This window comes from Lentzea sp. NPDC006480, from assembly GCF_040611995.1.
In the GTDB taxonomy this organism is placed as follows: domain Bacteria; phylum Actinomycetota; class Actinomycetes; order Mycobacteriales; family Pseudonocardiaceae; genus Lentzea.
Genome location: NZ_JBEXPJ010000014.1, coordinates 18,546 through 44,863, shown reverse-complemented (window position 1 = coordinate 44,863; position 26,318 = coordinate 18,546). Strand labels below are relative to the sequence as shown.

31 protein-coding genes and 1 tRNA gene are annotated in these 26,318 nt (G+C 67.8%); 25 read left to right on the top strand and 7 right to left on the bottom strand.

Going from position 1 to position 26,318, the window contains the following annotated elements:
* Positions 1–87: 87 nt before the first annotated feature.
* Positions 88–163, bottom strand: a tRNA-Gly gene (locus tag ABZX92_RS08455).
* 32 nt (positions 164–195) lie between these two features.
* On the bottom strand, positions 196–594 hold the full coding sequence (locus ABZX92_RS08450; RefSeq protein WP_045313098.1) for a hypothetical protein: 399 nt from the start codon (positions 592–594) through the stop codon (positions 196–198).
* A 159-nt stretch (positions 595–753) separates the two neighbouring features.
* On the opposite strand from ABZX92_RS08450, the gene ABZX92_RS08445 reads away from it, so the two are divergent.
* The 4 genes from ABZX92_RS08445 to ABZX92_RS08430 all read left to right on the top strand — a co-directional run bounded on the left by ABZX92_RS08445 (position 754) and on the right by ABZX92_RS08430 (position 3,975).
* Positions 754–2,076: a sigma-70 family RNA polymerase sigma factor gene (locus ABZX92_RS08445; protein ID WP_355555415.1), complete on the top strand. Its 1,323-nt coding sequence runs from the start codon at positions 754–756 to the stop codon at positions 2,074–2,076.
* Between the two features lie 94 nt (positions 2,077–2,170).
* Positions 2,171–2,608 carry a DUF983 domain-containing protein gene (locus tag ABZX92_RS08440; RefSeq protein ID WP_355555414.1) on the top strand — a complete coding sequence of 146 codons (438 nt, stop codon included), beginning with the start codon at positions 2,171–2,173 and terminating at the stop codon, positions 2,606–2,608.
* Positions 2,609–2,623: 15 nt separating this feature from the next.
* Positions 2,624–3,490, top strand: a complete 867-nt coding sequence (locus tag ABZX92_RS08435; protein ID WP_355555412.1) for a DNA-formamidopyrimidine glycosylase family protein — start codon at positions 2,624–2,626, stop codon at positions 3,488–3,490.
* A gap of 35 nt (positions 3,491–3,525) precedes the next feature.
* Complete coding sequence (locus tag ABZX92_RS08430) at positions 3,526–3,975, top strand: hypothetical protein (RefSeq protein WP_355555410.1); 450 nt, start codon at positions 3,526–3,528, stop codon at positions 3,973–3,975.
* Here the strand turns inward: ABZX92_RS08430 and ABZX92_RS08425 are convergent, their stop codons facing one another.
* From ABZX92_RS08425 to ABZX92_RS08415, 3 genes are read right to left on the bottom strand one after another with little or no spacing between them, the layout of a single operon-like run.
* The gene (locus tag ABZX92_RS08425; protein WP_355555408.1) at positions 3,976–4,554 is read right to left on the bottom strand and encodes an LUD domain-containing protein; all 579 of its coding nucleotides are present in this window, start codon (positions 4,552–4,554) and stop codon (positions 3,976–3,978) included.
* On the bottom strand, positions 4,547–5,965 hold the full coding sequence (locus tag ABZX92_RS08420; protein WP_355555406.1) for a LutB/LldF family L-lactate oxidation iron-sulfur protein: 1,419 nt from the start codon (positions 5,963–5,965) through the stop codon (positions 4,547–4,549). The genes ABZX92_RS08425 and ABZX92_RS08420 overlap by 8 nt, the downstream gene beginning before the upstream one ends.
* Positions 5,947–6,654 (bottom strand): (Fe-S)-binding protein, encoded by a 708-nt coding sequence (locus ABZX92_RS08415; RefSeq protein WP_355555514.1) that lies wholly within the window; start codon positions 6,652–6,654, stop codon positions 5,947–5,949. The genes ABZX92_RS08420 and ABZX92_RS08415 overlap by 19 nt, the downstream gene beginning before the upstream one ends.
* A gap of 111 nt (positions 6,655–6,765) precedes the next feature.
* On the opposite strand from ABZX92_RS08415, the gene ABZX92_RS08410 reads away from it, so the two are divergent.
* Complete coding sequence (locus tag ABZX92_RS08410) at positions 6,766–8,028, top strand: histidine kinase (protein WP_045313081.1); 1,263 nt, start codon at positions 6,766–6,768, stop codon at positions 8,026–8,028.
* Between the two features lie 51 nt (positions 8,029–8,079).
* On the top strand, positions 8,080–8,421 hold the full coding sequence (locus ABZX92_RS08405; RefSeq protein WP_355555404.1) for a hypothetical protein: 342 nt from the start codon (positions 8,080–8,082) through the stop codon (positions 8,419–8,421).
* Between the two features lie 223 nt (positions 8,422–8,644).
* On the opposite strand, the gene ABZX92_RS08400 is transcribed toward ABZX92_RS08405, so the two are convergent.
* Positions 8,645–8,812, bottom strand: coding sequence for a hypothetical protein (locus ABZX92_RS08400; protein ID WP_166048541.1), 168 nt, complete (start codon positions 8,810–8,812; stop codon positions 8,645–8,647).
* 112 nt (positions 8,813–8,924) lie between these two features.
* Here ABZX92_RS08400 and ABZX92_RS08395 point away from each other — a divergent pair, with 112 nt between their 5' ends.
* The 15 genes from ABZX92_RS08395 to ABZX92_RS08325 all read left to right on the top strand — a co-directional run bounded on the left by ABZX92_RS08395 (position 8,925) and on the right by ABZX92_RS08325 (position 22,336).
* The gene (locus ABZX92_RS08395) at positions 8,925–9,785 is read left to right on the top strand and encodes a S49 family peptidase (RefSeq protein ID WP_355555402.1); all 861 of its coding nucleotides are present in this window, start codon (positions 8,925–8,927) and stop codon (positions 9,783–9,785) included.
* Positions 9,786–9,848: 63 nt separating this feature from the next.
* Positions 9,849–10,718 carry a LytTR family DNA-binding domain-containing protein gene (locus tag ABZX92_RS08390; protein ID WP_355555400.1) on the top strand — a complete coding sequence of 290 codons (870 nt, stop codon included), beginning with the start codon at positions 9,849–9,851 and terminating at the stop codon, positions 10,716–10,718.
* Positions 10,715–11,143, top strand: a complete 429-nt coding sequence (locus ABZX92_RS08385) for a hypothetical protein (RefSeq protein ID WP_355555398.1) — start codon at positions 10,715–10,717, stop codon at positions 11,141–11,143. The genes ABZX92_RS08390 and ABZX92_RS08385 overlap by 4 nt, the downstream gene beginning before the upstream one ends.
* A gap of 1 nt (position 11,144) precedes the next feature.
* Positions 11,145–12,944, top strand: coding sequence for a cation acetate symporter (locus ABZX92_RS08380; RefSeq protein ID WP_355555396.1), 1,800 nt, complete (start codon positions 11,145–11,147; stop codon positions 12,942–12,944).
* A 259-nt stretch (positions 12,945–13,203) separates the two neighbouring features.
* On the top strand, positions 13,204–13,554 hold the full coding sequence (locus ABZX92_RS08375; RefSeq protein WP_355555394.1) for a DUF485 domain-containing protein: 351 nt from the start codon (positions 13,204–13,206) through the stop codon (positions 13,552–13,554).
* The gene (locus ABZX92_RS08370; protein WP_355555392.1) at positions 13,551–15,143 is read left to right on the top strand and encodes a cation acetate symporter; all 1,593 of its coding nucleotides are present in this window, start codon (positions 13,551–13,553) and stop codon (positions 15,141–15,143) included. The genes ABZX92_RS08375 and ABZX92_RS08370 overlap by 4 nt, the downstream gene beginning before the upstream one ends.
* A 112-nt stretch (positions 15,144–15,255) precedes the next feature.
* On the top strand, positions 15,256–15,741 hold the full coding sequence (locus ABZX92_RS08365) for a SigE family RNA polymerase sigma factor (protein WP_355555390.1): 486 nt from the start codon (positions 15,256–15,258) through the stop codon (positions 15,739–15,741).
* A complete protein-coding gene (locus tag ABZX92_RS08360) occupies positions 15,741–16,622 on the top strand; it encodes a hypothetical protein (protein WP_355555389.1) in 882 nt (293 codons plus the stop codon). Before ABZX92_RS08365 ends, ABZX92_RS08360 begins: the two co-directional genes overlap by 1 nt.
* A gap of 59 nt (positions 16,623–16,681) precedes the next feature.
* Positions 16,682–17,020: a rhodanese-like domain-containing protein gene (locus tag ABZX92_RS08355; protein ID WP_355555387.1), complete on the top strand. Its 339-nt coding sequence runs from the start codon at positions 16,682–16,684 to the stop codon at positions 17,018–17,020.
* A gap of 2 nt (positions 17,021–17,022) precedes the next feature.
* Positions 17,023–17,928: a DUF4328 domain-containing protein gene (locus tag ABZX92_RS08350; protein WP_355555385.1), complete on the top strand. Its 906-nt coding sequence runs from the start codon at positions 17,023–17,025 to the stop codon at positions 17,926–17,928.
* Between the two features lie 62 nt (positions 17,929–17,990).
* Positions 17,991–18,137 carry a hypothetical protein gene (locus ABZX92_RS08345; protein WP_355555383.1) on the top strand — a complete coding sequence of 49 codons (147 nt, stop codon included), beginning with the start codon at positions 17,991–17,993 and terminating at the stop codon, positions 18,135–18,137.
* Between the two features lie 14 nt (positions 18,138–18,151).
* On the top strand, positions 18,152–18,337 hold the full coding sequence (locus tag ABZX92_RS08340) for a DUF397 domain-containing protein (protein WP_355555382.1): 186 nt from the start codon (positions 18,152–18,154) through the stop codon (positions 18,335–18,337).
* Between the two features lie 23 nt (positions 18,338–18,360).
* Complete coding sequence (locus ABZX92_RS08335; RefSeq protein ID WP_355555380.1) at positions 18,361–19,329, top strand: glycerophosphodiester phosphodiesterase family protein; 969 nt, start codon at positions 18,361–18,363, stop codon at positions 19,327–19,329.
* Positions 19,330–19,405: 76 nt separating this feature from the next.
* Positions 19,406–22,120: an NACHT domain-containing protein gene (locus ABZX92_RS08330; protein ID WP_355555378.1), complete on the top strand. Its 2,715-nt coding sequence runs from the start codon at positions 19,406–19,408 to the stop codon at positions 22,118–22,120.
* Between the two features lie 15 nt (positions 22,121–22,135).
* Complete coding sequence (locus tag ABZX92_RS08325) at positions 22,136–22,336, top strand: hypothetical protein (RefSeq protein WP_355555377.1); 201 nt, start codon at positions 22,136–22,138, stop codon at positions 22,334–22,336.
* Here the strand turns inward: ABZX92_RS08325 and ABZX92_RS08320 are convergent.
* Positions 22,323–23,510, bottom strand: coding sequence for a cytochrome P450 (locus ABZX92_RS08320; protein ID WP_355555375.1), 1,188 nt, complete (start codon positions 23,508–23,510; stop codon positions 22,323–22,325). The genes ABZX92_RS08325 and ABZX92_RS08320 overlap by 14 nt on opposite strands.
* Before the next feature lie 90 nt (positions 23,511–23,600).
* On the opposite strand from ABZX92_RS08320, the gene ABZX92_RS08315 reads away from it, so the two are divergent.
* The 4 genes from ABZX92_RS08315 (at position 23,601) to ABZX92_RS08300 (ending at position 26,316) form a co-directional block, all read left to right on the top strand.
* Positions 23,601–24,341, top strand: a complete 741-nt coding sequence (locus tag ABZX92_RS08315; RefSeq protein WP_355555373.1) for a glycerophosphodiester phosphodiesterase family protein — start codon at positions 23,601–23,603, stop codon at positions 24,339–24,341.
* Between the two features lie 29 nt (positions 24,342–24,370).
* Positions 24,371–25,306: a DUF5926 family protein gene (locus ABZX92_RS08310; protein WP_355555372.1), complete on the top strand. Its 936-nt coding sequence runs from the start codon at positions 24,371–24,373 to the stop codon at positions 25,304–25,306.
* 62 nt (positions 25,307–25,368) lie between these two features.
* Positions 25,369–25,704, top strand: coding sequence for a DUF952 domain-containing protein (locus ABZX92_RS08305; protein ID WP_355555370.1), 336 nt, complete (start codon positions 25,369–25,371; stop codon positions 25,702–25,704).
* Positions 25,705–25,791: 87 nt separating this feature from the next.
* Positions 25,792–26,316, top strand: a complete 525-nt coding sequence (locus ABZX92_RS08300; protein WP_355555512.1) for a SigE family RNA polymerase sigma factor — start codon at positions 25,792–25,794, stop codon at positions 26,314–26,316.
* Positions 26,317–26,318: the final 2 nt, after the last annotated feature.

The window sequence follows — 26,318 nt, the reverse complement described above, 5'->3', positions numbered from 1 at the left end:
CTTGCAGGCTCGGGGTGTGGGGTGTCCCCACTGTGACCCGGAACGAAGAAACGGCTCATGCTCTCCATGAGCATGAGCCGTCCTGAGTGGAGCGGATGACGAGACTCGAACTCGCGACCCTCACCTTGGCAAGGTGATGCGCTACCAACTGCGCTACATCCGCACTGCCTTACGGGAAAGAACTATACAACAGGGTCAGACCGCGTCTCGACCGGGGGGTTGCAAACCGGCCAACAGCTGATCTACCTCGTCCAACTGTTCTTTGGGCCAGCGCCACTCCCACAGGGCGCGAACCTTGGGCAGCACGTCGACCGGCAACCAGGCGGCGACTTCCTCGCGGAGGTCCCAGTCGTCGAACACGTGCTCGTAGAAGCTGATCAAGGCCGCGTTCTCCAGGAACTGCTCCTGCTGGTGGAAGCACCAGTGCGCGAACCCGTACGCGCGCCGCAGCACGTCGTCGTCCTGCTCGCGATGCGCCTCGGCGGCCAGCTGCGACAGCTCGGAGAAGAAGACGTGGCAGGACCACTCCTCGGTCATGGCGACAGCACGAAGTTCCGGCACGAGGGCCGAAGCGCGTTCCCGCCAGTCCACCACGGGCGTGACGATAGTCGCTGGATCTTCTTCCGCCGACGGCCCGACGCCCACCTGTGACCGTCTCGTCACCGAATGCGTTGCGCTGATCAGCTCACGACTATCGGATGGTCTTGTATATCGACCTGTTCTCATCCGGAGGCAGGTCTGGCCCCTTGTGGCATGTTGAACCCTGTGATGGTCGACGAGAACGAGGTCGACCGGGACCTGCTCGCCAGGGTGCGCGAGGGAGACGACTCGGCCTACGGCGAACTGTTCTCCCGGCACGCGGACGCGATCCGCCGTTTCTCACTCAGGCACGTCCGCGAGGCGGCCGAAGCTGACGACCTCACCGCCGAGGCGTTCTTCCGGATGTTGCAGGCGATCAGGCGCGGAAGCGGTCCCACCGACCACGTCCGCACCTACCTGCTGACGGTCGCGCGGCGCGTGGCGTGGGAGTGGAGCGGTCGCCGGCGTGATGTCCCGGTGGAGGACGAGGAACTGGGCCGTCGCGTCGAGCCCGTGAGCGACAACGCGAACCGCCGGGCCGAGCACAACCTGATCACCAGAGCCTTCTCCAGCCTGCCCGAACGGTGGCGGGTCGTGCTGTGGCGCGTCGAGGTGGAGGGCGAGCGCCCCGCCTCCGTGGCGCCGCACTTCGGTCTCTCGCCGAACGCCATGTCGGCGTTGGCTCGCCGCGCGCGTGAGGGTCTGCGTGCGGCGTACCTGCAGGCGCACCTCGCCGCTGACGACGGGCGTTCGTCGTGCGCGGCGATCCGGTCGAAGCTAGGCACCTACACCGCGGGCGGGGTCCAGGGCGTCGAGGAACGCCGGATCCGCGCCCACCTGGACTCGTGTTCTTCCTGCTCACAGCTCTACATCGAGCTGAACGAGGTCTGCGCGGCCCTGCGCGCCAACTCGGCGTTCCTGATCGTGCCGTCCACGCTCGGCTTCGCGTTCGCCGGGAAGATGCTGATCAGCAAGGCGAAGATGGCGGTCGTGGCGGCTGGTGTGGCCACGATCGGCCTGTTCGGGACGATGGCCGCGGTGTTCAACGGTGGCCCCGGCGCGGCCGTGCTGCAGCCGGACCAGCACCCGGTGATCGCCATGAGCACGCCCGGTTCCAGCTCCGGCCGCAGCCAGGAGATCGTGGCCGCGCCTGCGCCGGAGACACATCAGCAGCAGGAGCAGCGGCACGAGAACGTGGTCAACCCCGGTGGCGCGCCGAAGCAGGAGACCGTGCGCAGGACGACGTCCAACCCGCCGCCGACCCAGCAGGAGCGCAAGGAGCCACCGGTCGAGCGGGCGTTGCCGGTCGTCCAGTCGTCGGCCTCGTCCTCCTCGGAGGTGGTCACGTCGGTGGTCACCAGCGCGCGGGACATCAGGTCGCTCGACACGCCTCCCTCGACGTCCGAGATCCCGTCGCCGCCCCCTGACCCGTGCTCGTCCCCGCAGACCACGACCACCACGATCACGCTCTACCCGAAACCGCTCGCCGAGGACTGACGGTGACGATCTAGGTAGGACGAGTTCACCCACAAGGCTCGGCCCGCGCCAGGTACGGTTTGAGCAGAATCGACCGAGCGTGGGAGACGGGTTTATGACGCGGCTGGTGCGCGGTGCCGACGGGCGGATGTGGACTGTCCACAGCCGGATCGAATGGCGCAACCCGGTGGAGTCCGACGACTTCGAGCACGACGTCAGCGGTGGCATCCTGCCAGGGATAATGATGGCCGGGATGCTCGTGGTGATGGTGGTGGTGCTCATCGCGTGGACGCCTGAGCAGGTCGTCGTGCCCGCGTGGCTGATCCTCGCGCTGATCTTCCTGTTCGCGTTCTTCCCGGTCCGCTGGGCGCTGCGCCGGCCGCACACGCTGGTCGCGGAGAGCAAGGCCACGGCCGACGAGCTGCCACCCGAGCGGTGGATCGGCCAGGTCAGGGGCCCGATGGCCGTCCGCCAGGAGGCCTCGCGGGTGGCGCGCACGATCGAGATGCACTCGCTGCCCGACGTCGAGGGCCCGCTGCAACCCGTCGACTGATGCGACACTGGACCGGTGCCCGAACTACCTGAGGTAGAAGCACTGGTCCACCACCTGCGTGAGAACGCGGTGGGCCGAACCGTGCACCGCGTCGACGTGGCGTCGCTGCAGGTGCTCAAGACGTTCGACCCGCCGTGGACCGCGCTGCACGGCCAGGAGGTCGTGGCCGCGCACCGGCACGGCAAACACCTGGACCTGGAGGTCGCGGACGGCCTCCACCTGGTCGTCCACCTCGCCCGCGCCGGCTGGCTGCGCTGGGCCGACACGATGTCCGCGCCACCGCCCAAGCAGGGCCGTGGTCCGCTGGCGTTGCGGGTGCACCTCGGGCCGCCCGGTCAGGGTCCTGGGTTCGACCTGACGGAAGCCGGCACGAAGAAGGGTCTCGCGGCCTGGATCGTGCGCGACCCGCAAACCATCCCGAGCATCGCGCGGCTGGGTCCGGACGCGCTGGGGATCACCCGCACGCAGCTGGAGGACCTGCTGCGCGGACGCACCGAGCGGTTGAAGACGGCGTTGACGGACCAGTCGCTGATCGCCGGCATCGGCAACGCGTACTCCGACGAGATCATGCACATGGCCCGGTTGTCGCCGTATGCCACCACGGGCAAGTTGAACGAGGAACAGCTCGATCACCTGCACGAGGCGATGCTCAGCACGCTGACCGATGCCGTCGCACGGTCCGTCGGTCAGGACGCGGCTCGGCTCAAGGGCGAGAAGCGGTCTGGGTTGCGGGTGCATGCGCGCACGGGGCTGCCTTGTCCTGTGTGCGGCGACACGGTTCGTGAGGTGTCGTTCGCGGACAAGGCGTTCCAGTACTGCCCGACGTGTCAGACCGGGGGCAAGCCGTTGGCCGACCGCCGGTTGTCGCGCCTGCTCAAATAACCGCTGCTTTACCGGACTTGCTCAGCCTCGGCGATATGACACGTCTTGGGAAAGCCGTCGCAGTCCTGTCCGTGGCCGCCGCAGCCTCCGTCATCGCGCCGATGAACGCCTACGCCGCCGAGTACGGCTGCACGGGCTCGCTGATCGACACCTACAAGGTGTACTCCAGCGTGCCCAACCACCTGAGCACGATCCGGCTCTACTACAACTCCAGCACCGGCTACAACTGCGCGGTCAACGTGAAGACCGCCTACTACTCGCAGTTCAAGCACTTCGCCAGCATCAGCATGTACAACCAGGACTTCCGCGAGGACGACAACAACCGTCCCGGCTACAACAACGACTACGACGCCGGCGACTTCCAGTACTACGCCGGTCCGGTCAAGGTGTACGCCAAGAACAAGTGCGTCACCATCCGCGCCATCACGAACTACTACGACGAGCGCGGCATCAAGGACGCCGTCGGAGTCCACTGCGGCAGCTGATCACGTCACGATGAGGACCTCCAGGGTGCGAGGGCCGTGGACGCCCTCCACCCGGTTGAGCTCGATGTCGCTGGTCGCGGACGGGCCGCTGATGAACGTCAGCGGCCGCGTGGGTTCCAGTCGCTGCAACGCTTCCGGCACCGACGCCGCGATCTGGTCCTGGCGGACCACGCACAGGTGGTAGTCCGGCAGCAGGGTGAGCGCTCTGCGCCCCTGGCCCTCCCCGCCGTCGAGGACGATCGTGCCGGTGTCCGCGATCGCGGCCGCACACCCGGTCAGCACGCCGTCCGCCTGGTCCAGCTCCTCGATGGTCAGCGGCTCGTGCAGCCACGTGACGCCGTCGATCAGCCACTCACTTGGAACGTCCTGCGGCGCAACGATTCGCTTGCCCTTCAGGGTCTGCAGCGCCGCGGGCACATCGATGACGGTGTGCACGATCGCGCGGTAGTCGGCGACCCGTTCGGCGAACAGCTCGACGCCACCGTCACCCGTCCGGTTGTAGCCGCGGACCGTCTGCGGCGCTGCCGGGACCTTCGCGTTGCGGATGCGCTGAAGGATCTCTTCTCTGGCGTCAGCCACGGTTCTTCCTCCACCAGGCGCGGAACGACTCAGCCGGCGGTGCGGGCACGTCGCGTGAGGACGTCCACTTCGAACCCGGCCAGGGCAGGGACGTGATCTTGCCGTCCTTGGCCAGGAAACGGGCCAGAGAACCGGCTTTCTGAGCTTTCTCGTACCGCGAGGCCTCGCCGAAGATCCACGCGGCGGCCGACATCGCGACCGACTCCGCCGTGCGCCCCTTGGCTTCCACGACCTCGGCGCGCAGGTGCGTGAGGACCGACGGGATGTCGATGCGCACCGGGCAGACCTCGAAGCACGCGCCGCAAAGTGAAGAGGCGTAAGGAAGTGAGGCTGCCTGCGGGTCGTGCAGGTCGCCGACCAGCTGCGGGGTCAGGATCGCGCCGATCGGGCCGGGGTAGACCGAGCCGTACGACTGGCCGCCGGTGCGTTCGTAGACCGGGCAGACGTTGAGGCACGCCGAGCACCGGATGCACCGGAGTGCCTGGCGCCCGATGGAATCCTCCAGCGTCTGAGTGCGGCCGTTGTCGATCAGCACCAGGTGGAACTTCTGCGGGCCGTCGCCTTCGGTCACTCCCGTCCACACGCTGGTGTACGGGTTCATGCGTTCCGCGGTCGACGAGCGGGGCAGCAGCTGCAGGAAGACTTCGAGGTCCTGCCACGTCGGCACGAGCTTCTCGATGCCCATCACGGTGATCAGGGTGTCCGGCAGCGTCAGGCACATCCGGCCGTTGCCCTCGGACTCCAGCACCACGATCGATCCGGTGTCGGCGACCGCGAAGTTCGCGCCCGAGATGGCGACCTTGGTGGTGAGGAACTTCTGGCGCAGGTAGACGCGTGCCGCCTCGGCGAGGTCCGCCGGTTCGTCCGACACCTCGACGCCCATGCGGCGCTGGAAGATCTCGCGGATCTCCGAGCGGTTGCGGTGGATCGCGGGCACCAGGATGTGCGACGGCCGGTCGTCGCCGAGCTGCACGATCAGCTCGGCGAGGTCGGTCTCGATCGCGTGCACGCCACCGGCTTCGAGGGCCTCGTTGAGACCGATCTCGGCGGTGGCCATGGACTTGACCTTGACGACCTCCTTGGCGTTCTCGGCCCGGCACAGGTCGAGCACGATCCGGTTGGCCTCTTCGGCGTCGCGCGCCCAGTGAACTGTGCCGCCACGTGCTTCCACCGATTCCTCTAGCTGGAGCAGGAGCGGTTCGAGGCGGGACAGGACGTCGTCCTTGATCTGCTCGCCGGCCACCCTGAGCATTTCCCAGTCGGTCATCTCGGCGACGGCGGCCGCCCTGCGCCCGCGGATGGTCCCGGTGGCCTTGCGCAGGTTCTGCCGCAGCTGGGTGTCGGCCAGCGCCTTGTGCGCTGCCTTGGGGAACGTCGGGCTGCCCAGCCAGGTCACGGGGTTGCGCGCCACGGGTCCTCCTCAGTCGAAGCCAGAATCTCGGCCAGGTGCACCGGCCGGACGCCCGCGCGCAACCGCGACAGGCCACCGCCGATGTGCATGAGGCAGGAGTTGTCACCGGCGGACAGCACTTCCGCGCCGGTGTCGAGCACGCACCGCATCTTGTCCGCGAGCATCGCCGTGGACGTCTCGGCGTTCTTGATCGCGAACGTGCCGCCGAAGCCGCAGCACTGCGTCGAGTCCGGCAGTTCCACCAGATCGAGCGCTTTGACCGCCCTGAGCAGCGCCAACGGCTTGTCCCCGACGCCCAGCATGCGCAGCGAGTGGCAGGTGGGGTGGTAGGTGACCCGGTGGGGGAACCAGGCGCCCACGTCGGTCACGCCGAGCACGTCGACGAGGAACTCGGCGAGCTCGAACGTCCGCGGCGGAGATGTACCCAGCGTGGGATGGATCTCCCGGACCATGCCCGCGCATGACCCGGATGGCGCAACCACGTAGTCATAGCCGTGGAAGACCTCGGTGTACTTGCGCGCCAGAGGCTTCGAATGCTCCCGATAGCCGGTGTTGAAGTGCATCTGCCCGCAGCACGTCTGGTCGAGCGGGAACTCCACCGAACAGCCGAGCCGTTCCAGCAGACGAACCACAGCACGTGCCGTCGACGGGAAGAACGTGTCGGTCAGGCAGGTCGCGAACAGGGCCACTCTCACGCGCACACCCTCTCCCCAAATTCATCGGATGTCTACCCGGATCGGTGGACCGTACGGGGGTACGCCGGGCGCGCCTCTTGCTATAGGGGTGTCCCACAGCACAGCATGTGCAGCGTGGGCGACCTGTTGACCGAGCGCGCTGTGCTCGGCGTCATCGCGACCCTGGCCGTTCTGGGCCTCTTCGTGATGCTGTGCCGCGCTCGACGAGTCAGCACCTCCGTCGAGGATGCTGTGATGGACATGCTCGACCGCATGTCCAGGGCGTCGAGCGACCTCCGCGCGGGCTTGACCGAGGAGGCGGCGAACAAGGCCACACCTCACCTGCGCGAGATGTTGCGGTGCGTCGCGGTCGCCATCACCGACGAAGAGGGCACCGTCCTCTCGTGGGACGGCGGCGCGAACGACCACTACGAGTACCTCCGCGACACGGTCGCCCGTGCCATCAACAACTGCCACAAGGAGCACGTCGACCACCGCAAACTCGGCTGCGAGCTGCAGGGCCCGTGCTCTCTGCACAGCGTTGTCGTGGTCCCGCTGGTTGTCGAGGGCGACGTCGCCGGCACGTTGATCGTGGTCTCGGGTGTCGCCTCGAAGCGCCAGATCCGGATGGCCGAGGAGACTGCCCGTTTCGTCTCCACGCAGCTCGAACTCGAAGTCGTGCAGAAGCAGCGCCAGGCGCTGGCCCAGGCCGAGGTGAAGGCGCTGCGGGCCCAGATCTCGCCGCACTTCGTCTACAACGCTCTGAACACCATCTCGTCGTTGATCCGCACGGACCCCGCGCACGCCCGCGAGCTGCTGCAGGAGTTCGCCGAGTTCACCCGTTACTCGTTCCGCACCGACGGCTTGTTCACGACCCTTGCCGATGAGTTGACCAACATCCACAGGTACCTGACCATCGAGCAGGCCCGGTACGGATCCCGGTTGAACGTCCGGCTCCGCATCGCCCCTGAGGTGCTGCAGGTCGTCCTGCCGTTCCTGGTGCTGCAACCGCTGGTCGAGAACGCGGTCCGCCACGGCCTGGCCAAGAAGCCCGGCGGCGGCATGCTCACGATCACCGCCGAGGACAACGGCAACGAAGCGCTGATCAGCGTCGAGGACGACGGCGTGGGCATGGACCCGGACCGGCTGGACGACATCAAGGACGCCCACCAGACCGGCGCGCACGTGGGCATCGGCAACATCAACGACCGCATGCGCACGGTGTTCGGCGCCGAGTACGCCCTGGTCGTGGAGACGGCGCCCAACGCGGGCACCAAGGTCATCCTGAAGGTGCCGAAGTTCGCTCGGAACGTGCTGCCGAACCTGAACATCGGCTCGCAGATGACGGACGAGCCGATGACGAACGAGCAGCCGGTCGTCCGCGCCTGAGGTGGTGGCGCCGCGGGGTAACGCGGCGATGGCGAGATACGACAGCCGGACATGCCCGATGAACCTCAGATCGAGTCAGCCGAGCCCGAGGCCACCTCAGCGGACAGCCCGTTCCAGCTGTCCGTGCAGAAGGACGCAGGTCCCGGCACCGGACCGGACTGGTCGGGCACGTATCCGGTGGCTTCTCTGCGGCGAATCCGCGCGGCCGCAACGACAGAGGAAGCGGGCGTGCAAGCGACGACCGAGGCGGTGATCCTGTTGCACTCGATCCGCCGCATCCTGATGTGGATGCTGGTCATCATCCCGATCGTCGCCACTGCCGTGATCATCGTGCTGGTTGTAGGTGACTCGGCCGAGTCGAAGCCGTGTACGTCGATCTACTCCTGCCGGTAAGCAGTGGCCAGAAAGTTGCACGGTCAATCATGCTCAACCCAGGCGTGGATCGTGCCGATTGTGGTGTTGACCAATGAACAGCCGGCACTCCCGATGGTCGAGGCCGGCCGCGAGTTAAGGGCAACATCAATTGCAGGAACAACAGGCACCCGAGCGCGTCCGCGTCTGCATCAAGTGCACGGCAAAGGGATTCAACAGCTGCAAGTGCTGAGAAGCCTGCAGGTCAGCGTGCGGCAACGGCCAAAGTCGTGATCAGCACGACGGCGCACACGCTCCAGCTCACCCACATCCAGTAGATGTGCATCGGCGTAGGCCCGGCAGCGTTCTGCCGGCCCCGGTCGTCCCACCACTCGACATAGCGTTCGAGCCAGCGGATCGGGTTGAACGTCACACGCCGAACCTAGCAGTACGGCAACAGCGACACGTGTTCCAAGTCACGCGGGAGCAACCGACAGCGCAGTTGGGCTCCCGCGTGCCCACGAAACGCACGTACTGTCGAGTACATGAGCGTCACGGACAAGATCGCGGCTCGTCTTCCGAGGGTCATGGACCGGGGCGAGCGGCCGCCGGTCGTCGCCGCGGTGCGGTTGCACGGGGTCATCACCCCGCAGTCCTCGCCGGTCGCGCGCAACACGATCAGCCTCCAGAACATCGAGAGCGCCATCAACCGCGCGTTCGACAACGAGCGCCTGATCGCCGTGGCACTGCTCATCAACTCGCCGGGCGGCGCGCCCACGCAGTCCGCCCTCATCGCCGAGCGCATCCGTGAGCTCGCCACGAAGAAGCACGTGCCGGTGCTCGCGTTCTGCGAGGACGTCGCGGCGAGCGGCGGCTACTGGCTGGCGTGCGCGGCGGACGAGATCTACGCGCACGGCACGAGCCTCGTGGGTTCCATCGGCGTGGTCAGCGCGGGCTTCGGGCTCAACGGCCTGCTGGACAAGGCGGGCGTCGAGCGCCGCGTCTACACCGCCGGGGAGAACAAGGTCCGGCTCGACCCGTTCCAGGCCGAGAAGCAGGAAGACGTCGAGTGGCTCAAGGGCCTGCACGCCGATCTGCACGAGCAGTTCAAGGCATGGGTCACCGAACGCCGCGGCGCCAAGCTCAAGACCGAAGAGGACCTCTTCAGCGGCGAGATCTGGACCGGCATCAAGGCGCAGCAGCTCGGTCTGGTCGACGGCATCGGCACCATCCGCAGCGTCATCCAGAAGCGCTTCCCGGACGCCGAGCTGACCGTCGCCGAGCCGAAGAAGGCGTTGCTGGCCAAGCTCGGGCTCGCGGCCGCGTCCACCCGATCGGGCGATCTCGTGACGCAGGTGCTGGCGAGCCTCGAAGAACGTGCTCGCTGGTCCCGATTCGGGCTGTGAGCATCAGTTCGGTTTCGCAGGGCGTGTCGAGGCCTACCCCGGCGTAGACATGACCGCACATTGATGGGCAAGATGCCCGACACAGTGAGTACCCATGACAACGCCGGTCTCCTCGTCCTCGCAGTCGATGACGAGGCTCCTGGCCTGAGCGAGATCAAGTTCCTGCTCGAGAGCAGCCCTCACATCCGGCGCGTCCTCACGGCCTTCGACGCCGCCGAGGCCCTGCGCATCCTGAGGGGTGACTACGAGCAGGAGGTCATGGCGAGGACCAAGGCCGGCCTGCCGCCGGTCGACGCGGTGTTCGCGGACATCAACATGCCCGGCCTGTCCGGCATGGATCTCGCCAGGGTGCTCAGTGCTTTCCGCTACCCGCCCGCCCTCGTCTTCGTGACGGGTGTGGAGGAACGCGACGCGCTCGTCACGGCGTTCGACGTCGGCGCGCTCGACTTCATCAACAAGCCGATCAACGAAGAGCGCGTGCTGAAGGCGATCTCGCGGGTCGCCGACCGGGTGGGCCGCAACCCCGCACCCCAGGCGCAGGCCGGGGCGAGCGCACAGGCCATGCCCGCCGAGCCGACCGACGACGAGGTCATCCCCGTCGAGCTGGGCGGCACGATCAAGCTCGTGCCGCGCGCGTCCGTGCGGTACGTCGAGGCGCAGGGCGACTACGCCCGCCTGCACACCCAGGACGGCAGCCACCTGGTGCGCATCCCGTTGGCACAGTTGGAAGAACGCTGGGCCAACGCAGGGTTCGTGCGCATCCACCGCTCGTACCTGGTCGCGCTGCCGTTGGTGAGCGAGCTGCGGATGACGGCGAACGGCTACGCGGTGGTCATCGGTTCCGGTGAGACCGCCAAGGAGCTCCCGGTCAGCCGCCGGCACACCAAGGAGCTCAAGGAACGCATCGTGCGACCGCCGAAGAGCGGCTGGTGAGCAGGCACGACGCGGGAAAGCCCGAGCAGGCCGCCCGCGAGGCCTGGCTCGGTGAGCAGGCCCGCAAGCCGCGCAGGCGCCGCGTCATCCTGAACGACTCGGCGAAGACACGTGGCAAGGCGCTGCGCACGATCATCGAGCTGGAGGAGCAGACCAGCGTCGGCGAGAAGCTGGTGCGCGACCTGATCAAGCAGCAGCTGCGCTCGGCGTTCGGGCTCGCTTTCGCGGTGCTGATCGGGATGTGCCTGCTGCCCATCACCTTCTACCTGTTCCCGCAGATCGGGGACCTCAAGATCCTCGGCATCGGCATCCCGTGGCTCGTGCTCGGCCTGGCGCCCTTCCCGGTCCTGTACGGGGTCGGCTGGGTGTTCCGCAGACAGGCCGAACGGCACGAGCGCGACTTCGTGAACATGGTCGACCGCTGACGTGAACGCCACCTTCTGGAGTCTCAGCGCCATCGTGGCCGTCGCGGCCGTGACGTTCCTGCTCGGTTACGTCGGCTCGCGCAAGGCCAACACCACCCCGGACTTCCTGGTGGCGCGCCGGGCGATTCCGGCCACCCGCAACGCCGCCGCGATCTCCGGCGAGTACCTGTCCGCGGCGTCGTTCCTCGGCGTGGCCGGGCTCGTGCTCAAGGACGGCATCGACGCGCTCTGGTACCCGATCGGCTTCACCGCCGGGTACCTCGCACTGCTGCTGTTCGTCGCCGCGCCGCTGCGGCGTTCCGGCGCCTACACGTTGCCCGACTTCGCCGAGGCCCGGCTGGGATCGGCGAACGTGCGGCATTTCAGCACGTTCTTCGTGGTCTGCATCGGCGTGCTGTACCTCGTGCCGCAACTGCAGTCCGCCGGCCTCACGCTGACGACGATCACCGGCCTGCCGGCGTGGTTCGGCGGCCTGATCGTCACGGTCATCGTGGTGATCAACGTGCTCGGCGGCGGCATGCGCGCGATCACGCTCGTGCAGGCGTTCCAGTACTGGGGCAAGCTCTTCGCGATCGCCGCGCCGACGTTCGTGCTGTTCGTGGTGTTCCTCGCCTCGCCGGACCGCGGCACGCAGCCGATCAGCGACGAGGGCGTGGTCAGGTTCCCGCAGGCCGAGAAGATCACCGTGGCCGAGCAGGTGATCAAGGTCAGGGTCGACGAGCCGCTCACGTTGAAGGTGCACGGCGAGATCGACGGCAGGGGAGCCGACGGCAAGGTGTTCTGGGGCCGCGGTGTCTACGAGCTCAGCCCCGGCACGGTCATGGAGTTCACCGCGGGCAGCCCGGTTCCGGTGGTCGACGGCGCGCCGACGAACAACCACGACTGGATGCGGCCGCAGACCGGCGGCATCTCCGACCTGCTCAAGACGTACTCGCTGATCTTCGCGACGTTCCTCGGCACGATGGGCCTGCCGCACGTCCTGGTCCGCTTCTACACCAACCCGGACGGCAAGGCGGCCCGGCGCACGGCACTGCACGTGCTCTACCTGCTGGGCCTGTTCTACATCTTCCCCACGGTCCTGGGCGTGCTGTCCCGGCTCTACCTGCCGCAGCTGCTGGTGAACGGGAAGACGGACGCGGCGGTGCTGATGCTGCCGAGCACGATGGTGCCGAACCTGGGCGGTCAGATCCTCGGCGCGATCGTCGCCGCGGGTGCGTTCGCGGCGTTTCTCTCGACCAGTTCCGGGCTCGTCGTTTCCGTCGCGGGAGTGGTCTCGACCGACATCATGCCGGGCAAGGTTCGTGACTTCCGGTGGGCAACGGTGTTCACCGGACTGGTCGCAATTGGTCTTGCTCTGCTGCTTCCGCGCTCCGATGCGTCACTGACCGTGGCCATGTCGTTCGCACTCGCCGCGTCGACGTTCTGCCCGCTTCTGGTCCTCGGCATCTGGTGGCGGGGACTCACCTGGGTGGGCGCCGTGTGCGGGCTCGTCGTCGGCGGCGGCATGGTGATCACCGCGCAGGTGATCAGCGTCGTCAGCTCCTACACCGGCCGCTGGGCGCCCGCAGTGTTCACCCAACCAGCGCTGATCACGGTGCCGATCGCGTTCATGACCATGATCGTGGTGAGCAAGGCGACCCGCAGGCGCGCGCCCGCGGACGTCAACCAGATCCTGCTGAGGCTGCACGCGCCGGACCCGCTGGGATTCATCCGGGACCGCGACATCGCCCGCTTCGGGACCGCCGAGGAGAAGGCCAGACAGGCCGACGACAAGCGCAGGGGAGCTAGTCGTACACGGTGAGTAATCACTGTTTCAAATGGGTGAAAATTGGTCACTCGAATCGGTGAACGGTGAATCTCGTCACGCAGCGTGCTGTTCGTCGACGCATACTGACCGTTCGTCGCTTCACCCGACTGCCTGGCGCAACGGCCCGAACGGGGTCTTACCTGAGTGACTCAAGTCTCCATACGGTTCTCGACCAAGAACAGGACCGCACCTGGAGGCATTACGTGCACGTCACGTTGCTGACACCTACGACGAGTACGGCGAGGAGGGGACTGTGAGCACTGTTGAGCACACCCCGAGCGAGTCGGCCCCCGATGCCCAGAAGTGGGTCGACGTACAAGCAAGTCCTGACTTCGCGGAGCTGAAGCACCGGCTGCGCAAGTTCGTGTTCCCCGTCTCCGGGCTGTTCCTCGCGTGGTACCTGCTGTACGTGCTCCTCGCGGACTACGCGCACGGGTTCATGTCCACCAAGGTGTTCGGCAACATCAACGTCGGGCTCATCTTCGGCCTGCTGCAGTTCGTGTCGACGTTCGTCATCACGACGCTGTACGTGCGGCACGCCAACAAGAACCTCGACCCGTTGGCGGAGAAGCTCCGCGGTGAGATCGAGGGAGACGGCAAGTGAAAGAGTCCAGCCCGATCCTCAACATCAGCATCTTCGGTGTCTTCGTCCTGATCACGCTGTTCGTGGTCATCCGGGCGAGCCGCAACACCAAGACCGCTGCGGACTACCTCGCCGCCGGCCGTGCCTTCACCGGCCCGCAGAACGGCATCGCGATCGCGGGTGACTACCTGTCCGCCGCGTCGTTCCTCGGCATCGCGGGCGCCATCGCCCTCAACGGCTACGACGGCTTCCTGTACTCGATCGGCTTCCTGGTGGCGTGGCTGATCGCGCTGCTGCTGGTCGCCGAGCTGCTGCGCAACACCGGCAAGTACACGATGGGCGACGTGCTGAGCTTCCGGATGCGCCAGCGTCCGGTCCGCGCCGCCGCCGCCACGTCGACGATGGCCGTCTCGTTCTTCTACCTGCTGGCCCAGATGGCCGGGGCCGGTGGTCTCGTCGCCCTGCTGCTCGGACTCACGGACCCGACCCAGCAGTCGCTCGTCATCGCCGTGGTCGGCGCCCTGATGATCGCCTACGTGCTCATCGGCGGTATGAAGGGCACGACCTGGGTCCAGATCATCAAGGCGTGCCTGCTGATCGCCGGCGCCGCGATCATGACCTTCTGGGTGCTCGGCAAGTACGGCTTCAACCTGTCGTCGCTGCTCGGTGCCGCGGTCGAGAAGGCACCCAAGGTCGGCGAGAAGCTGCTCGGCCCCGGTCTCGCCTACGGCAAGAACGGCACCACGCAGCTCGACTTCCTGTCGCTGGCCCTCGCCCTGGTCCTCGGCACCGCGGGCCTGCCTCACATCCTGATGCGCTTCTACACCGTGCCGACCGCGAAGGAAGCCCGTCGCTCGGTGGTGTGGGCCATTTGGCTGATCGGCATCTTCTACCTGTTCACGCTGGTCCTGGGCTACGGCGCCGGCGCGCTGGTCGGTCCGGACGCGATCAACAAGGCGCCCGGCAAGGCGAACTCGGCGGCTCCGCTGCTCGCGCTGGAGCTCGGTGGCCCGATCCTGCTCGGCCTGATCGCGGCGGTCGCGTTCGCGACGATCCTCGCGGTCGTGGCAGGCCTGACGATCACGGCGTCGGCGTCGTTCGCTCACGACATCTACGCCAACATCATCAAGAAGGGCCAGGCGGAGGACAAGGACTCCGAGGTCAAGGTCGCCCGCATCACCGCGGTCGTGATCGGTCTCGTGTCCATCGGCGGCGGCATCATCGCCAACGGCCAGAACATCGCGTTCCTCGTGGCGCTGGCGTTCGCGGTCGCGGCCTCGGCCAACCTGCCGACGATCCTCTACTCGCTGTTCTGGAAGAGGTTCAACACCTCGGGCGCGCTGTGGAGCATCTACGGCGGTCTGATCGTGACGATCACCCTGATCATCCTGTCGCCCGCCGTGTCCGGCACGCCGACCTCGATGTTCAAGAACGCCGACTTCGACCTGTTCCCGCTGTCGAACCCCGGCATCGTCTCGATCCCGGTCGCGTTCCTGCTCGGCTACATCGGCACGATCCTCTCGAAGGAGAAGGCCGACCCGGTCAAGCAGGCCGAGATGGAGGTCCGCTCCCTCACGGGTGCGGGCGCCGAGAAGGCCATCGCGCACTAGTTCTGTTCCGGACAACGGGCCGTCCCCTCGGGGCGGCCCGTTTTTCGTGCGTGCAACCCTGCCGGTGCTGGCCGCGTATTAGACGCGTAGCAGCGAAAGCAGGGGGACCGGAGTGCGACGGGACGAGGAGTTCTCGGAGTTCTTCACGAGCAGGTTCGACTGGGCCAGACGCACGGCGTACGCGCTGTGCGGCGACTGGTCGGAGGCGGAAGAGCTCGCGCAGAACGCGTTCGTGAAGGCGTACGCGAAGTGGCCGAGCATCAGGCGCGAAACGGCGGTGGCCTACGTCCGGACCATCGTGACGCGGCTGTTCCTCGACAGCAGGCGCCGCCGTCGCGAGGACCCGGTCGCCGAGCTGCCCGAGCTCCTGGTCGGTGGTGGTTACGACGATCCCGACGCACAGCTCCACGCCGCGTTGCGAAAGGTGCCGCCCAAGCAGCGGGCCGCGCTCGTGCTGCGGTTCGTGCACGACCTGTCGATCGAGCAGACGGCTGCTGAGCTGGGCTGTTCGACCGGCAACGTGAAGAGTCAGACAGCCAGAGGTTTGGCGGCGCTCCGCGAGGCGTACGGCGAGCCGATCCCCTCGGAGTGTGCTTGATGAACATCGAAGAGAAGCTGCGCGGAGCTCTCGACACACCTGCTCCGCCTCCTACGACGACTTTGGACCACGTGCTTCGGCGTGGCCGCCGCCGGGTGTTCGCCCAGCGCGCGGGAGCCTTGCTGGGCGTGGCGGCGGTGGTCGTCGGCATCGGCGTCGGTTCCACCGCGCTGAACCACGCGGGCCCGGACCGATCATCCGCGGACCAGCCGAACCCGGACTCGGCCACCGTCGAGCACGTGGTGGGCTGGCCACGGGTCAACGTGTCGCCGCAAACCCCGTACGAGACGTGGACGCCGGCCGCGGGCCGACCGGTTCCTCCGCTGCCCCGATGCGTCGCGGAGGAACCAAAGATCCGGATCATGTCGCCCGGTGTGCCGCAGTCGGCGGACTTCCTCGGCAAGTGGGAGGAGTCCGTGCGACGGACACTGCCCGAGATGCAGGTCGGGGAACGCCAGAACTATGCCTTCGGTTCGTATCACAGGTACTCGATCGACCTGACCGACGAAGACGGCGCCGGCAGCGTCATGCTCATGGTCGGCAGGTTCGAAGGTTCCCCGCAGGTGTTCGCGGACAACCTGCTCTGGACCACCGGCGACTGTGAACCGCCGTACCGCAAGGTGCTCCCGGACGGCACCGTCGTGCAACTGCACGGCGTCCACCCCTCCGAGCCGTTCCAGTCGCTCACGCAGTTCATGTACGTCTTCCGTCCGGACGGAGTGGTGTTCAGCCTCGAACTGCGCAACTGGAGCAGCAAGGACGTCCGGGTCGTCGCCGTCGACGTGGGAGATCTGGAGCGTGTCGGGCCCGGCCGCGCCACGATGCCGCTGACCGAGGAGCAGTTCTCCCGGCTCGGGCCCGCCATCGCGGGGGTGGCCTGAGGGTCTGCCGTGCCGGAGGCTCACGTCCGTGCAACCTCCGGCATGGCACCATCTACGGCGTGACTGTTCCAAGCGTGGAGATCGCCGACGTTCCCGCCGTGCTGCCGGAAGGCGCCGTCCTGCTGGACGTGCGCGAGCAGGACGAGTGGGACGCGGGCCATGCGCCCGGCGCGCTGCACATCCCCATGAGCGAGATCGGCGCGCGCCTCGACGAGGTGCCGAACGACGTGCAGCTCTACGTCGTGTGCCGTGCCGGTGGCCGTTCCGCCCGCGTGACCCAGTACCTCAACGAGAACGGCTGGGAGGCCGTCAACGTCGAGGGCGGCATGCAGCACTGGGACGCGCACGGTCGTCCGCTCGAGGGCGGCACCGACGGCATGGAACCCGAGGTCATCTGATCGTGCAGCCGTTGCAGCCGATGCGCGTGGACTGGGTGGCGACGCCGCCACCCGGTGCGTACCCGCAGCCCTCGCGGCGGGCGCAGCGGCTGTCCTACGGCGGCCCGCCGAACTACCCGGTCCCGCCGCGCTGGGGTTTCCCGCTGCTGGCGTGGCGCTGGCCGACGGCGGTGCCCGGCACGGTCGAGCACGCCGACTCGGTCGACGGCGTGCGGCGCCTCGGCCGGACCGCGCAGAACTCGCTCTGGCTGCTGGGCGCCGTGGCGGTCTGGGCGGCGTTGTCCGAGGTCTGGCGGTACGTCTTGGTCGCGCTGAGCCGCTACGGCGCGCTCTCCGCGGGCGTCGTCAGCGCGTCGGACGCGATGGTGGTGACGGCCTCGGTGATCATGATCGTGGGCTGCCTGCTGTCGCTGGTCCTGACGCTGTTGTGGGTGCGGCGGGCGCGCAACGTGGCCGCGTCTCTCGTGGGCTACGGACCGTCCCGTTCGGACGAACAGGCACTGCTCGGGCTGATCGTGCCCGGCATGAACCTCGTCGTGCCCGGCTCAGTGCTCGCCGAGCTCGAACACGCCGTGGCCCGCAGGCCCGCCGACGAACGTCCCCAACCCTCGAAGCTGCTGCGCTGGTGGTGGGGCTTCTGGGCGGGTTCCGGGTTGATGTTCCTGATCACGGTCCTGTGGTCGTTCCGCGAGAGCACCCAGGCGCTGGCCGACGGGGTGCTGCTGCACGCGTTGAGCGACCTGGTGATGGCAGGTGTCGCGGTGACGACGGCGCTGGTCGTCCGGCGGATCACCACGCTGCTGCTGCCGGTGGACGCCGCGTCCGTGCGGTTGATGCGCGTTCTTGAGGTCAAGGACGCTCCTGAGCCTCCGCTGCGGTCGTTCCGCGCCTCGGGCTCGCCGCGATAAGCCTTTCGTGTGATCTTTCGTGAAATTCTCACTTCGAAGATCTCGCTGACGATCATCAAGAGATGCGCAAGCGTCAGCCGCCTTTCCGCCGCCGCAAGCTGGCCAAGAAACTGCGGAAGATGCGCATGAGCGCCTTCGACCGCCTGACCGCCATGGCGTTGACGCCGGACGGGTCAACGGCTCTGATCGAGCGGATCCTGGCCGAGTGAAAGAGGTGTCCACTGTGGACTTTGATGCTGCGGTGCGGCGCAAGAGCAGTAGAACCGGCGGCGGCCAGGACGACAACTGTGTCGAGGTGGCGTTCTCCGGGGCGGTCGTAGGTGTGCGTGACTCCAAGAGCCCTGACTCCGGCACCCTCGTGTTCTCCGCCGTTCAGTGGGCGTTCTTCCTGAGGGACTTCCGGGGCTGACCCATCAGTGCCAGGTTGGGTGGATGCGGACACTCATCGGGGCTCTGGTGATCGCAATGGCCACACCAGGCGTCGCCCAGGCGCACCACCGGGACTTCGACCTCCAGGCACACCGCGGCGGCATCGGCCTGACCGTCGAGAGCACGCTCAAGGCGTTCGGCAAGGCGCTCGAACTCGGCGTGACGACGCTGGAGCTCGACCTGCAGATCACCGAGGACGGCCGTGAGGTCATCACCCACGACCGCAAGACGAACCCGGCGAAGTGCCTCGACACCAAGCCCGCGTTCCCCGGTGATCCCGAGTTCCCGTACGCCGGCAAGTACGTGAAGGACCTGACGTTCGCGCAGGTCCGCACCCTCGACTGCGGCAGCACGCGGTGGTCGCAGTACCCGGACCAGGAGCTCTCGCCGGGCGCGAAGATGCCCACCCTCGCGGAGCTGTTCGACCTGGCGCGCAGGCACCGCGCGTGGGGCATCCGCTTCAACATCGAGACCAAGGTCGAGGCCGCCGCGCCGAACGAGACCGCGCCGCGCGAGCAGTTCGTGCAGCGCGCGGTCCGGGAGATTCGGCGAAGCGGCTTCCTGAACAACGTGACCATCCAGTCGTTCGACTGGGGCACGCTCATGCGGATGCGCGAGGTCGAGCCGCGCCTGCCGTTGGTGGCGCTGACGCAGCCGGAGTTCCTGGTGCCCGGCTCGCCGTGGACCGGTGGGCTGAACCTGGGCGACTTCGGCGGGAGCGTCGCGAAAGCGGTGAAGAGCTTCGGTGTGAAGGCGTTGTCGCCGGTGCACACGATGACCACGAAGGAACTCGTCGCGGACGCCCACGAGCAGGGCCTCGCCGTCATCCCGTGGACCGTGGACGACGTGCCGCGGATGCACGAGATCATCGACACCGGGGCCGACGGCTTGATCACCGACTACCCGGACCGCTTGAGGAGCGTCTTGAAGGAGCGCGGGTTCAAGCTCCCCAAGCGGTATCCACGGCGCTAGCTCGCCGAAATGCTCAGGTCGGGTGATTACGGCCGGCAGCCGTAACTCCAGCTCGTTCCGGTCCGAAAAGCCTGTCATGGCACAGGACCTCGGACCGGTGAGCGATCCGCTGAAGGTGCTGATCGAGGCACTCAAGGCGTTCCTCTCGCCGGGCACCACCACGATCGTCGTCGCCGTGGTCGTGGTGCTCGTGCTGTTCAAGTACTTCGGGCTGGGCAAGCAGATCGCCACGCTGCACCGGTGGCTGACCACCCGCACCGACAAGCGCCGGGCGGCCAGGCGAGCGAGGTTCGCCGACCACGTCGAGAGCCAGATGCGCAGGCTCGGCGAGAAGGAGGAGTGGCGCGACCACCGCTACGCCGAGCTGGAGGCGGAGCTGGAGATCACCGGCCGGCAGCGCGTCCGGCTGCTGCGCCGCACCCCGATGAGCTCGCTGAAGCGGGTGCCGTCGCTGTCGAAAGCGCTGGAGGAGTGCGAAGACCGCATCGTGCTGCTCGAAGGTGAACCGGGCGCGGGCAAGAGCGTGGCCATGCGGCACCTCACACAACGCATGGCGGGCAAGACCATGCGCAAGGCGAGTGAGCACAGCGTCATCCCGATCTACGTGAACCTCAAGACGTTCAAACCTCCAGGCGTGCCAACGGCCGACGACGTGCGCGCGTTCGTGATCGAGTCCATCAACGCCGTGCGCGACCGTGACGTGGAACGGTTCCTCGACGAGGAGTTCGACCGCGGCATGCGTGACGGCACGTGGCTCTTCCTCTTCGACTCCTTCGACGAGATTCCGGAGATCCTCAGCGCCACCTCGGCGAACCGCGCCATCGAGGCCTACGCCGACGCCGTGCACGCCTTCCTGCACGCCATGAACGCCTGCCGCGGCGTCGTGGCGAGTCGCGAGTTCCGCGGTCCCGGACGTGCGGCCTGGCCGACGTTCCGCGTGGTTCCGTTGTCGGAACAGCGAAAGCGGCAGCTGGTTCAGCGCTCCGAGCTGGACCGCGCGGTCGAGGACCAGTTGCTGGGCGAGCTGCCGAACGCCGAGGTGAGCGTGCAGCAGATGTCCGGCAACCCGCTGTTCCTCGGCCTGCTGTGCGAGCACATGAGGCAGGGCAACGACTTCCCGACCAACGTGCACGCCGTGCTGGAGACCTACATCGGCCACCGGCTGGCCCGCGACACCGAGCGCGTCCGCGGCCACTTCGACGTCGGCAGCGAGGACGTCCGCCGGGTGGCCGAGGAGCTGGCGTTCCTGATCGCGTCACGGCAGTCGTTGGGGCTCAACGTGCCCAAGGTCCAGGCCGTCGCACTGCTGGCGGAGTCGCTGCGCCGGCCGAAGGCGGACCTGGCCCGCACGCTGGACGCCCTGATCTACACCAAGATCGCGCGCACCGGTGACGACGAGGGCAGCGTGACGTTCTCGCACCGGCGGCTGCAGGAGTACTTCGCGACCTGCGTGGTGATCAGGGAACCCGACCGCGTGCCGTTGCGGACCCTGCTCACCAGCGGGCGGTGGCGCGAGACGGCGGTGACGATCCTGCAGACGCAACGCGCCGACCACGCGGGAAAGCTGCTGGAGGAAGCGGTCCGGTTGCTGCCACAGGAGGTTCCCGGCACCACCGACCGCGGCTACGACTGGCCGCCGGGACTCCTCTACCTGCTGGGAATTCTCGCCGAGGGCGGCTCGCCGACGTTGCTCGCGACGCAGCCGGAGGTGGCGGGGCTCGTCGGCCCGGTGCTGAAGAAGGCCTGGGAAGACGGCATGTTGTTCGACCGCAAGTGGGTTCTCGAGGTGTGCTCGGTCGCGGACACCGACACGGCACGCGAGCTGCTCACCGAGGGGTTCGCGAGCGACAGCGAGTGGGTGCGGCAGGAGTCGTTCCAGCAGATGCGCAAGGTGCCGCAGTTCGCGGTCGAGCTGCGAGACCAGATCCGGCAGATGCTGGTCGACCTCAGCGTGGGCGGAAAGCTGCGCAGGGAGCGGAAAGCGGTGCTGGCGCAGGTGCGCAGACTGCCGGATCCCGCGGTGTTCGAACGAGCGCAGCGTCTGCTGATCGTGGGACCGTACGTGCACGCGGCAGTCGCGTTGGCGGCCACGGCGTTGATGGTGCGGCTCAGCGGCCTGCTGCTGGACCTCGGCTGGCAGATCACGGGCCTGTACTCCCTCATGACCATGCACTACTACCTGGTGGCGCGGATGCTCGCCTGCAGCGAATCCAGGACGTCGGCTCGGTTCCGGATGCTCTCGCCGGTTCTTCGAGACTCCGACTGGTACCTGCTGATGATCATCCCGACCATGGGCCACATGGGGCTCTCGTTCGTGATCGTCTTCGACACGTGGTCGAGGGACGCGATGGAGGGCTGTGTCGTGACGGCCCTCGCACTGCTCGTCTACGGCCTGCCGTTCGTGCTGCTGTTCACGGCGAAATACGGGTGGCGGGGCATGGTGCGGGCGTCCGGTCGGGCCGTCAGCATCAAGGCGGTGCTCAACGCGCTCCTCGTTCTGGCCGGCTACACCGTCTTTCTCGGCGTGCTGGTGGTCGGGGGTGTCTACGTCACGGCGGAGATGGAGCCCGATCCGGCGATCGGAACCATCGTGATCATCGCCGTGGTCACGTTGGTCGTGCTCGCGCTGCTGAGCTGGGTGGTGTCCGTCGTCGTGAGCCGCCGCAGGCAGCAGAGGCAACTCGAAGCCCTCAGGGCGCGGCTGGACGAGGGTGACTACTCGGTCGCCACGCTCCGCGACCACCTGTTCGACCTGCGGACGTCCTTCGCGGCGCACGCCACGTTCGCCTAACTGCATCAGCGCGAGGTGAGCTGGCCGGACGAGCTGCTCGCGTTCCTGCACCTGCTCGCCAAGGCCATCCACAGCAAGAAGGTGGCGGACTGCGACGCGGTGGAGCTGCCGGAGGACACGCGGCTCAGGGACTGGGTGCGCAGCTCCGAGGTGCTCGACCAGCTGAGCATCTTCCTCGGTGCCCAGCGCCGCAAAGCCGAAGCTACTCCGCGCTGAGCACCAGCGAGTGCAGGCCGCGGATCACGAACTCCGCGCGCCGGTTGGGTTCCTCGGCCAGCACCGCGCCGGGCAGCTTGCGGTGCAACGAGGACAGCGCCGCCTCCACCTCGATGCGGGCCAGGGGTGCGCCCAGGCAGTAGTGGATGCCCATGCCGAACCCGAGGTGCTGGTTCTTCTCGCGGCCGACGTCGAGGACATCGGGTTCCTCGAACACCAACGGGTCGCGGGCGGCGGCACCGAGCAGTGCGGCGATCTTCTCGCCCGGCTCGATGACGTGGCCGGCGATCTCCACGCGCTCGGTGGCGGTGCGTTCGAAGAGCTGCAGCGGCGAGTCGTAGCGGATCAGCTCCTCGACGGCGGTGGGCATGATCGCGGGCGACGAGAGGCGTTCCCACTGCGAGCGGTGGCGCATCAGGGCGAAGACGCCGTTGCCGATGACGTTGACCGTGGCCTCGTGGCCGGCCATCAGCAGCAACACGGCGGTGGCGACGAGCTCGTCCTCGGTGAGCCGGGCGCCGTCGGTGTCGGTGACGGCGACCAGGTCGGAGACCAGGTCCGAGCCGGGCGTGACGCGGCGCAACGCGATCAGCTCGCGCAGGTAGGCGACGAACTCCGCGGCGGCGCGCTCGGCGACCTGCTGCTGTTCGGGTGGCAGGCCGTACTCGTACATCTTCACGATGGCGTTCGACCACGGCTGCAGCAGGTAGCGGTCCTGCTGGGGCACGCCGAGCAGCTCGGCGATGACCTCGACCGGTAGCGGCGCGGCGACGTGCGCGAGCAGGTCGGCCTGGCCCTGGTCACTGATCTTCGCGACCAGCTCGTCAACGAGGCGGTCGGCCAGGTCCGCGACCCACGGGCGGAGGCGCTCGACGTGACCGCGGCCGAACGCGGCGGCGACCAGGCGGCGCAGGCGGGTGTGCGTGGGCGGCTCGTTCTCCAGCAGCGAGTTGCGGTGCAGCAGGTTGAACGCCATGAACTGCTCGACCGGCTTCACGTCCGACCAGATGCGGCCGAGCGAGCGGTGCCGCAGGACCGCCGAGCAGGCGGCGTGCGAGACGGCGACGGCGACACCCATCTGCTCGTGGTGATGCACCTCACCGGCTTCGCGCAGGGCGGCGAAGGCCGGGTACGGGTCGGCGATGAACGCGGGATCGCGCTGGTCGAACGTCACAAGGCGGGACGGTAAGTCGCGATCCGCGTTTCGTCCACGTCCATTTGATTGATGACTCAAATTGTTGTGCGGCAACTATCGTTCGTACTCGTGCAGCTACCTTCCGTCGTCGCTCACCGCGGAGCGTCCACCGACCGTCCTGAGCACACCATCGGCGCGTACGAGCTGGCCCTGAAAGAGGGCGCAGATGGGCTTGAATGCGACATCAGGCTGTCGAAGGACGGCGAGATCGTGTGTGTGCACGACCGCACGCTCACCCGCACGTCGAACGGCCGTGGCACGGTCAGCGCGCTCTCGCTCAGCGAACTGCGGACCTACGACTACGGCAGCTGGCACCGCCACGGTCAGCCGGCCGAGCTGCTCGTGCTCGACGAGCTGCTGGAGCTGGTCAAGGGCACGAACGTGCAGCTCTTCATCGAGACCAAGCACCCGGTCCGATACCGCAACGAGGTCGAACGCAAGCTCGTCGAGGCGCTGAGGAAGCACGAGCTCGACTCGCAGATCGTCATGATGTCGTTCTCGCCGACCGCGGTGAAGGCGTTCCGCGACCAGGCGCCGGACATCCGCACGGTGCTGCTGCTCGACCGCCTCGGCCGGTACCGCAGCGGCGCGCTGCCGTCGTTCGCCGACTACACCGGACCCGGTGTGCACGTGCTGCGCAACGACCCCGGTTACGTCGATCGGGCGAGGCGAGCCGGGCACGAGACGTACGTGTGGACGGTGGACAGCGCCGAGGACGTCGCGCTGTGCCGTGACCTGGGTGTCCGCTACCTCGCGACGAACGCCCCGGCGAACACCCGCCGCCTGCTGACGGCTAACTTGGCCACCTGACCAAGCCTGAACTTTGAGGAGGGCCCGAGGTGGCCAAGCGGACCGCGGTCAAGGACGCACCGAAGGACGGGATCAACCCGAAGCAGCCCTGCCCGTGCGGGTCCGGCAAGCGCTACAAGGCCTGCCACGGCGCGCCCGGTGGCGCGACGGACGTGATCGTGTCCCGGCCGTTCGAGGGCCTGGCCGCCGAGTGCGAGCTGATCGCGCTGCGCGAGTTCGTGCCGTCGGCGGTCGCGAAACTGCCGGTCAAGGACGGTCGCGAGGTCACGCTGGCGACGGTGCTGCCGATGGCGGCCGCCGGGCTGATCCGCGGCGACGACGTGCCGTTCGTCGGCCTGCAGGTGCAGACGCGGTCCGGCGACATCAGCCGCGACCTCGCGCGTGCGCTGCAGTGGGCGCAGCAGGCGAAGACCGGTGACGTGCTCCCGGTCGTCGGTCCTGAGGACGGCGCGAACCCCGGCCGCCTGCAGGACCTGCTCGACCCCGAGGCCGAGATCGTCCCCGTGCTGCACACCGACTTCGTCTGGTGGATGCCGGAGGGCACCGAGCCGACCGGTGACGTGGCGCTGTCGCTGGAGCGCGCGAACGCCGCGATCCTGCCGACCGAGCGCCTCGACGCGCCCGGCGTGAAGGCCGCGTACTGGGTCGACGCGGGCGACAAGGCGCACCTGCGCTGGGTCCGTCCGGAGCCCGAGGAGAAGCTGGTGCCCGCGATGGCGCGCCTGGCTGCCCGCGGTGAGTTGGACCTGGGCGAGGGCTCGCGGTACGCCGGTTCGTTCCGCGCGCACGGCCTGCTCGTGCCCGTGTGGGACCTCGACCGCGAGATGCACGCCCGCGAGTGGACCGAGCCGGCCGAGGCGCTGGGCAAGCGCCTGCTGGAGGCGCTGGCGTCCGACGAGCCGCTGAGCGACGCCGAGCGCCGTGCTCGCGACGGTCTCCGGGGCCGTCAGATCACGCTCCGCTAGACCTGCTCAGAACGCTGTCCACAGCGTTGTCCACAAGGTTGTGCACAGGGAGCTGTGGATAAGTGCTGACCCACATCATCTCGAAGGCCGACTGGGCCGCTGCCCAGTCGGCCGGTTCGATCGCGCCCGCCGGCGAGGAGTTCGTGCACTGCTCGGACCGCGGCGTCGTGCACGTGACGGCCGGCAAGTTCTTCCGCGGGCAGAGCGGGCTGCTGTTGCTCGTGATCGACCCGCAGGTGCTCGACGTGCCGGTGCGGTGGGAGGCGGTGGCGGACTCACCGCTGTGGTTCCCGCACGTCTACGGGCAGATCCCGGTCGCGGCGGTGGTTGAGGTGCACGAGTTCCCGTGCGAGCCTGACGGTTCGTTCGTTCTGCCAGAGGCCGTTGCTGTTCTGTGATTGAGTGAGGCAACCGTCTCGCTCGCTCGTGCGTGGACTTCCTGAAGCCAGTTGTTCGCTTCGGGGAGGGAGCGTGCCGTGACGGCGGTGCTGCAGCTGGAGTCGGCCGCCGAACGCGGCGGGGGAAGAGCGGAAGCCGTGGGGGACTTCGCGGAGTTCGTGCGCATTTCCATGCCCGGACTTCTGCGTTATGGCCATGCACTGACCGGAAACCCGCACGACGCGGCCGATCTCGTGCAGTCGGTGCTGGAGAAGGTCGGCTCTCGCTGGGTGGCGGTGCAGCGAAAGGGTGACGACCCGCTCGCGTACGTCCGCAGGGCGATGGCCAACACCCACATCAGCATCTGGCGCCGTCGTCGCCGCGAGAACCTCGTGGCCGATCTGCCCGACAGCGGCGTGGTGGCTCCCGAGCTCAGCAGGCTCGAAAACGAACCGCTCTGGCAAGCACTGCGCGAACTGCCGCCACGGCAGCGCGCGGTGATCGTGCTGCGCTACTACGAGAACCTCACCGAGGCCGAGATCGCGAACGCGCTCGGCATCTCGTGCGGCACCGTGAAGAGCCAGAGCAGCAAGGCGATGGCGAGTCTGCGGACACGCCTGGGAAGGGACTGACC

What these genes read in the sequence shown, in the direction of transcription:
- ABZX92_RS08440 (WP_355555414.1), top strand. Translation starts at nt 2,171, where the DNA reads ATGACGCGGCTGGTGCGCGGTGCCGACGGGCGGATGTGGACTGTCCAC.
- ABZX92_RS08430 (WP_355555410.1), top strand. Translation starts at nt 3,526, where the DNA reads ATGACACGTCTTGGGAAAGCCGTCGCAGTCCTGTCCGTGGCCGCCGCA.
- ABZX92_RS08405 (WP_355555404.1), top strand. Translation starts at nt 8,080, where the DNA reads ATGCCCGATGAACCTCAGATCGAGTCAGCCGAGCCCGAGGCCACCTCA.
- ABZX92_RS08445 (WP_355555415.1), top strand. Translation starts at nt 754, where the DNA reads ATGTTGAACCCTGTGATGGTCGACGAGAACGAGGTCGACCGGGACCTG.
- ABZX92_RS08390 (WP_355555400.1), top strand. Translation starts at nt 9,849, where the DNA reads ATGGGCAAGATGCCCGACACAGTGAGTACCCATGACAACGCCGGTCTC.
- ABZX92_RS08330 (WP_355555378.1), top strand. Translation starts at nt 19,406, where the DNA reads ATGGCACAGGACCTCGGACCGGTGAGCGATCCGCTGAAGGTGCTGATC.
- ABZX92_RS08335 (WP_355555380.1), top strand. Translation starts at nt 18,361, where the DNA reads ATGCGGACACTCATCGGGGCTCTGGTGATCGCAATGGCCACACCAGGC.
- ABZX92_RS08345 (WP_355555383.1), top strand. Translation starts at nt 17,991, where the DNA reads ATGCGCAAGCGTCAGCCGCCTTTCCGCCGCCGCAAGCTGGCCAAGAAA.
- ABZX92_RS08360 (WP_355555389.1), top strand. Translation starts at nt 15,741, where the DNA reads ATGAACATCGAAGAGAAGCTGCGCGGAGCTCTCGACACACCTGCTCCG.
- ABZX92_RS08410 (WP_045313081.1), top strand. Translation starts at nt 6,766, where the DNA reads ATGTGCAGCGTGGGCGACCTGTTGACCGAGCGCGCTGTGCTCGGCGTC.
- ABZX92_RS08395 (WP_355555402.1), top strand. Translation starts at nt 8,925, where the DNA reads ATGAGCGTCACGGACAAGATCGCGGCTCGTCTTCCGAGGGTCATGGAC.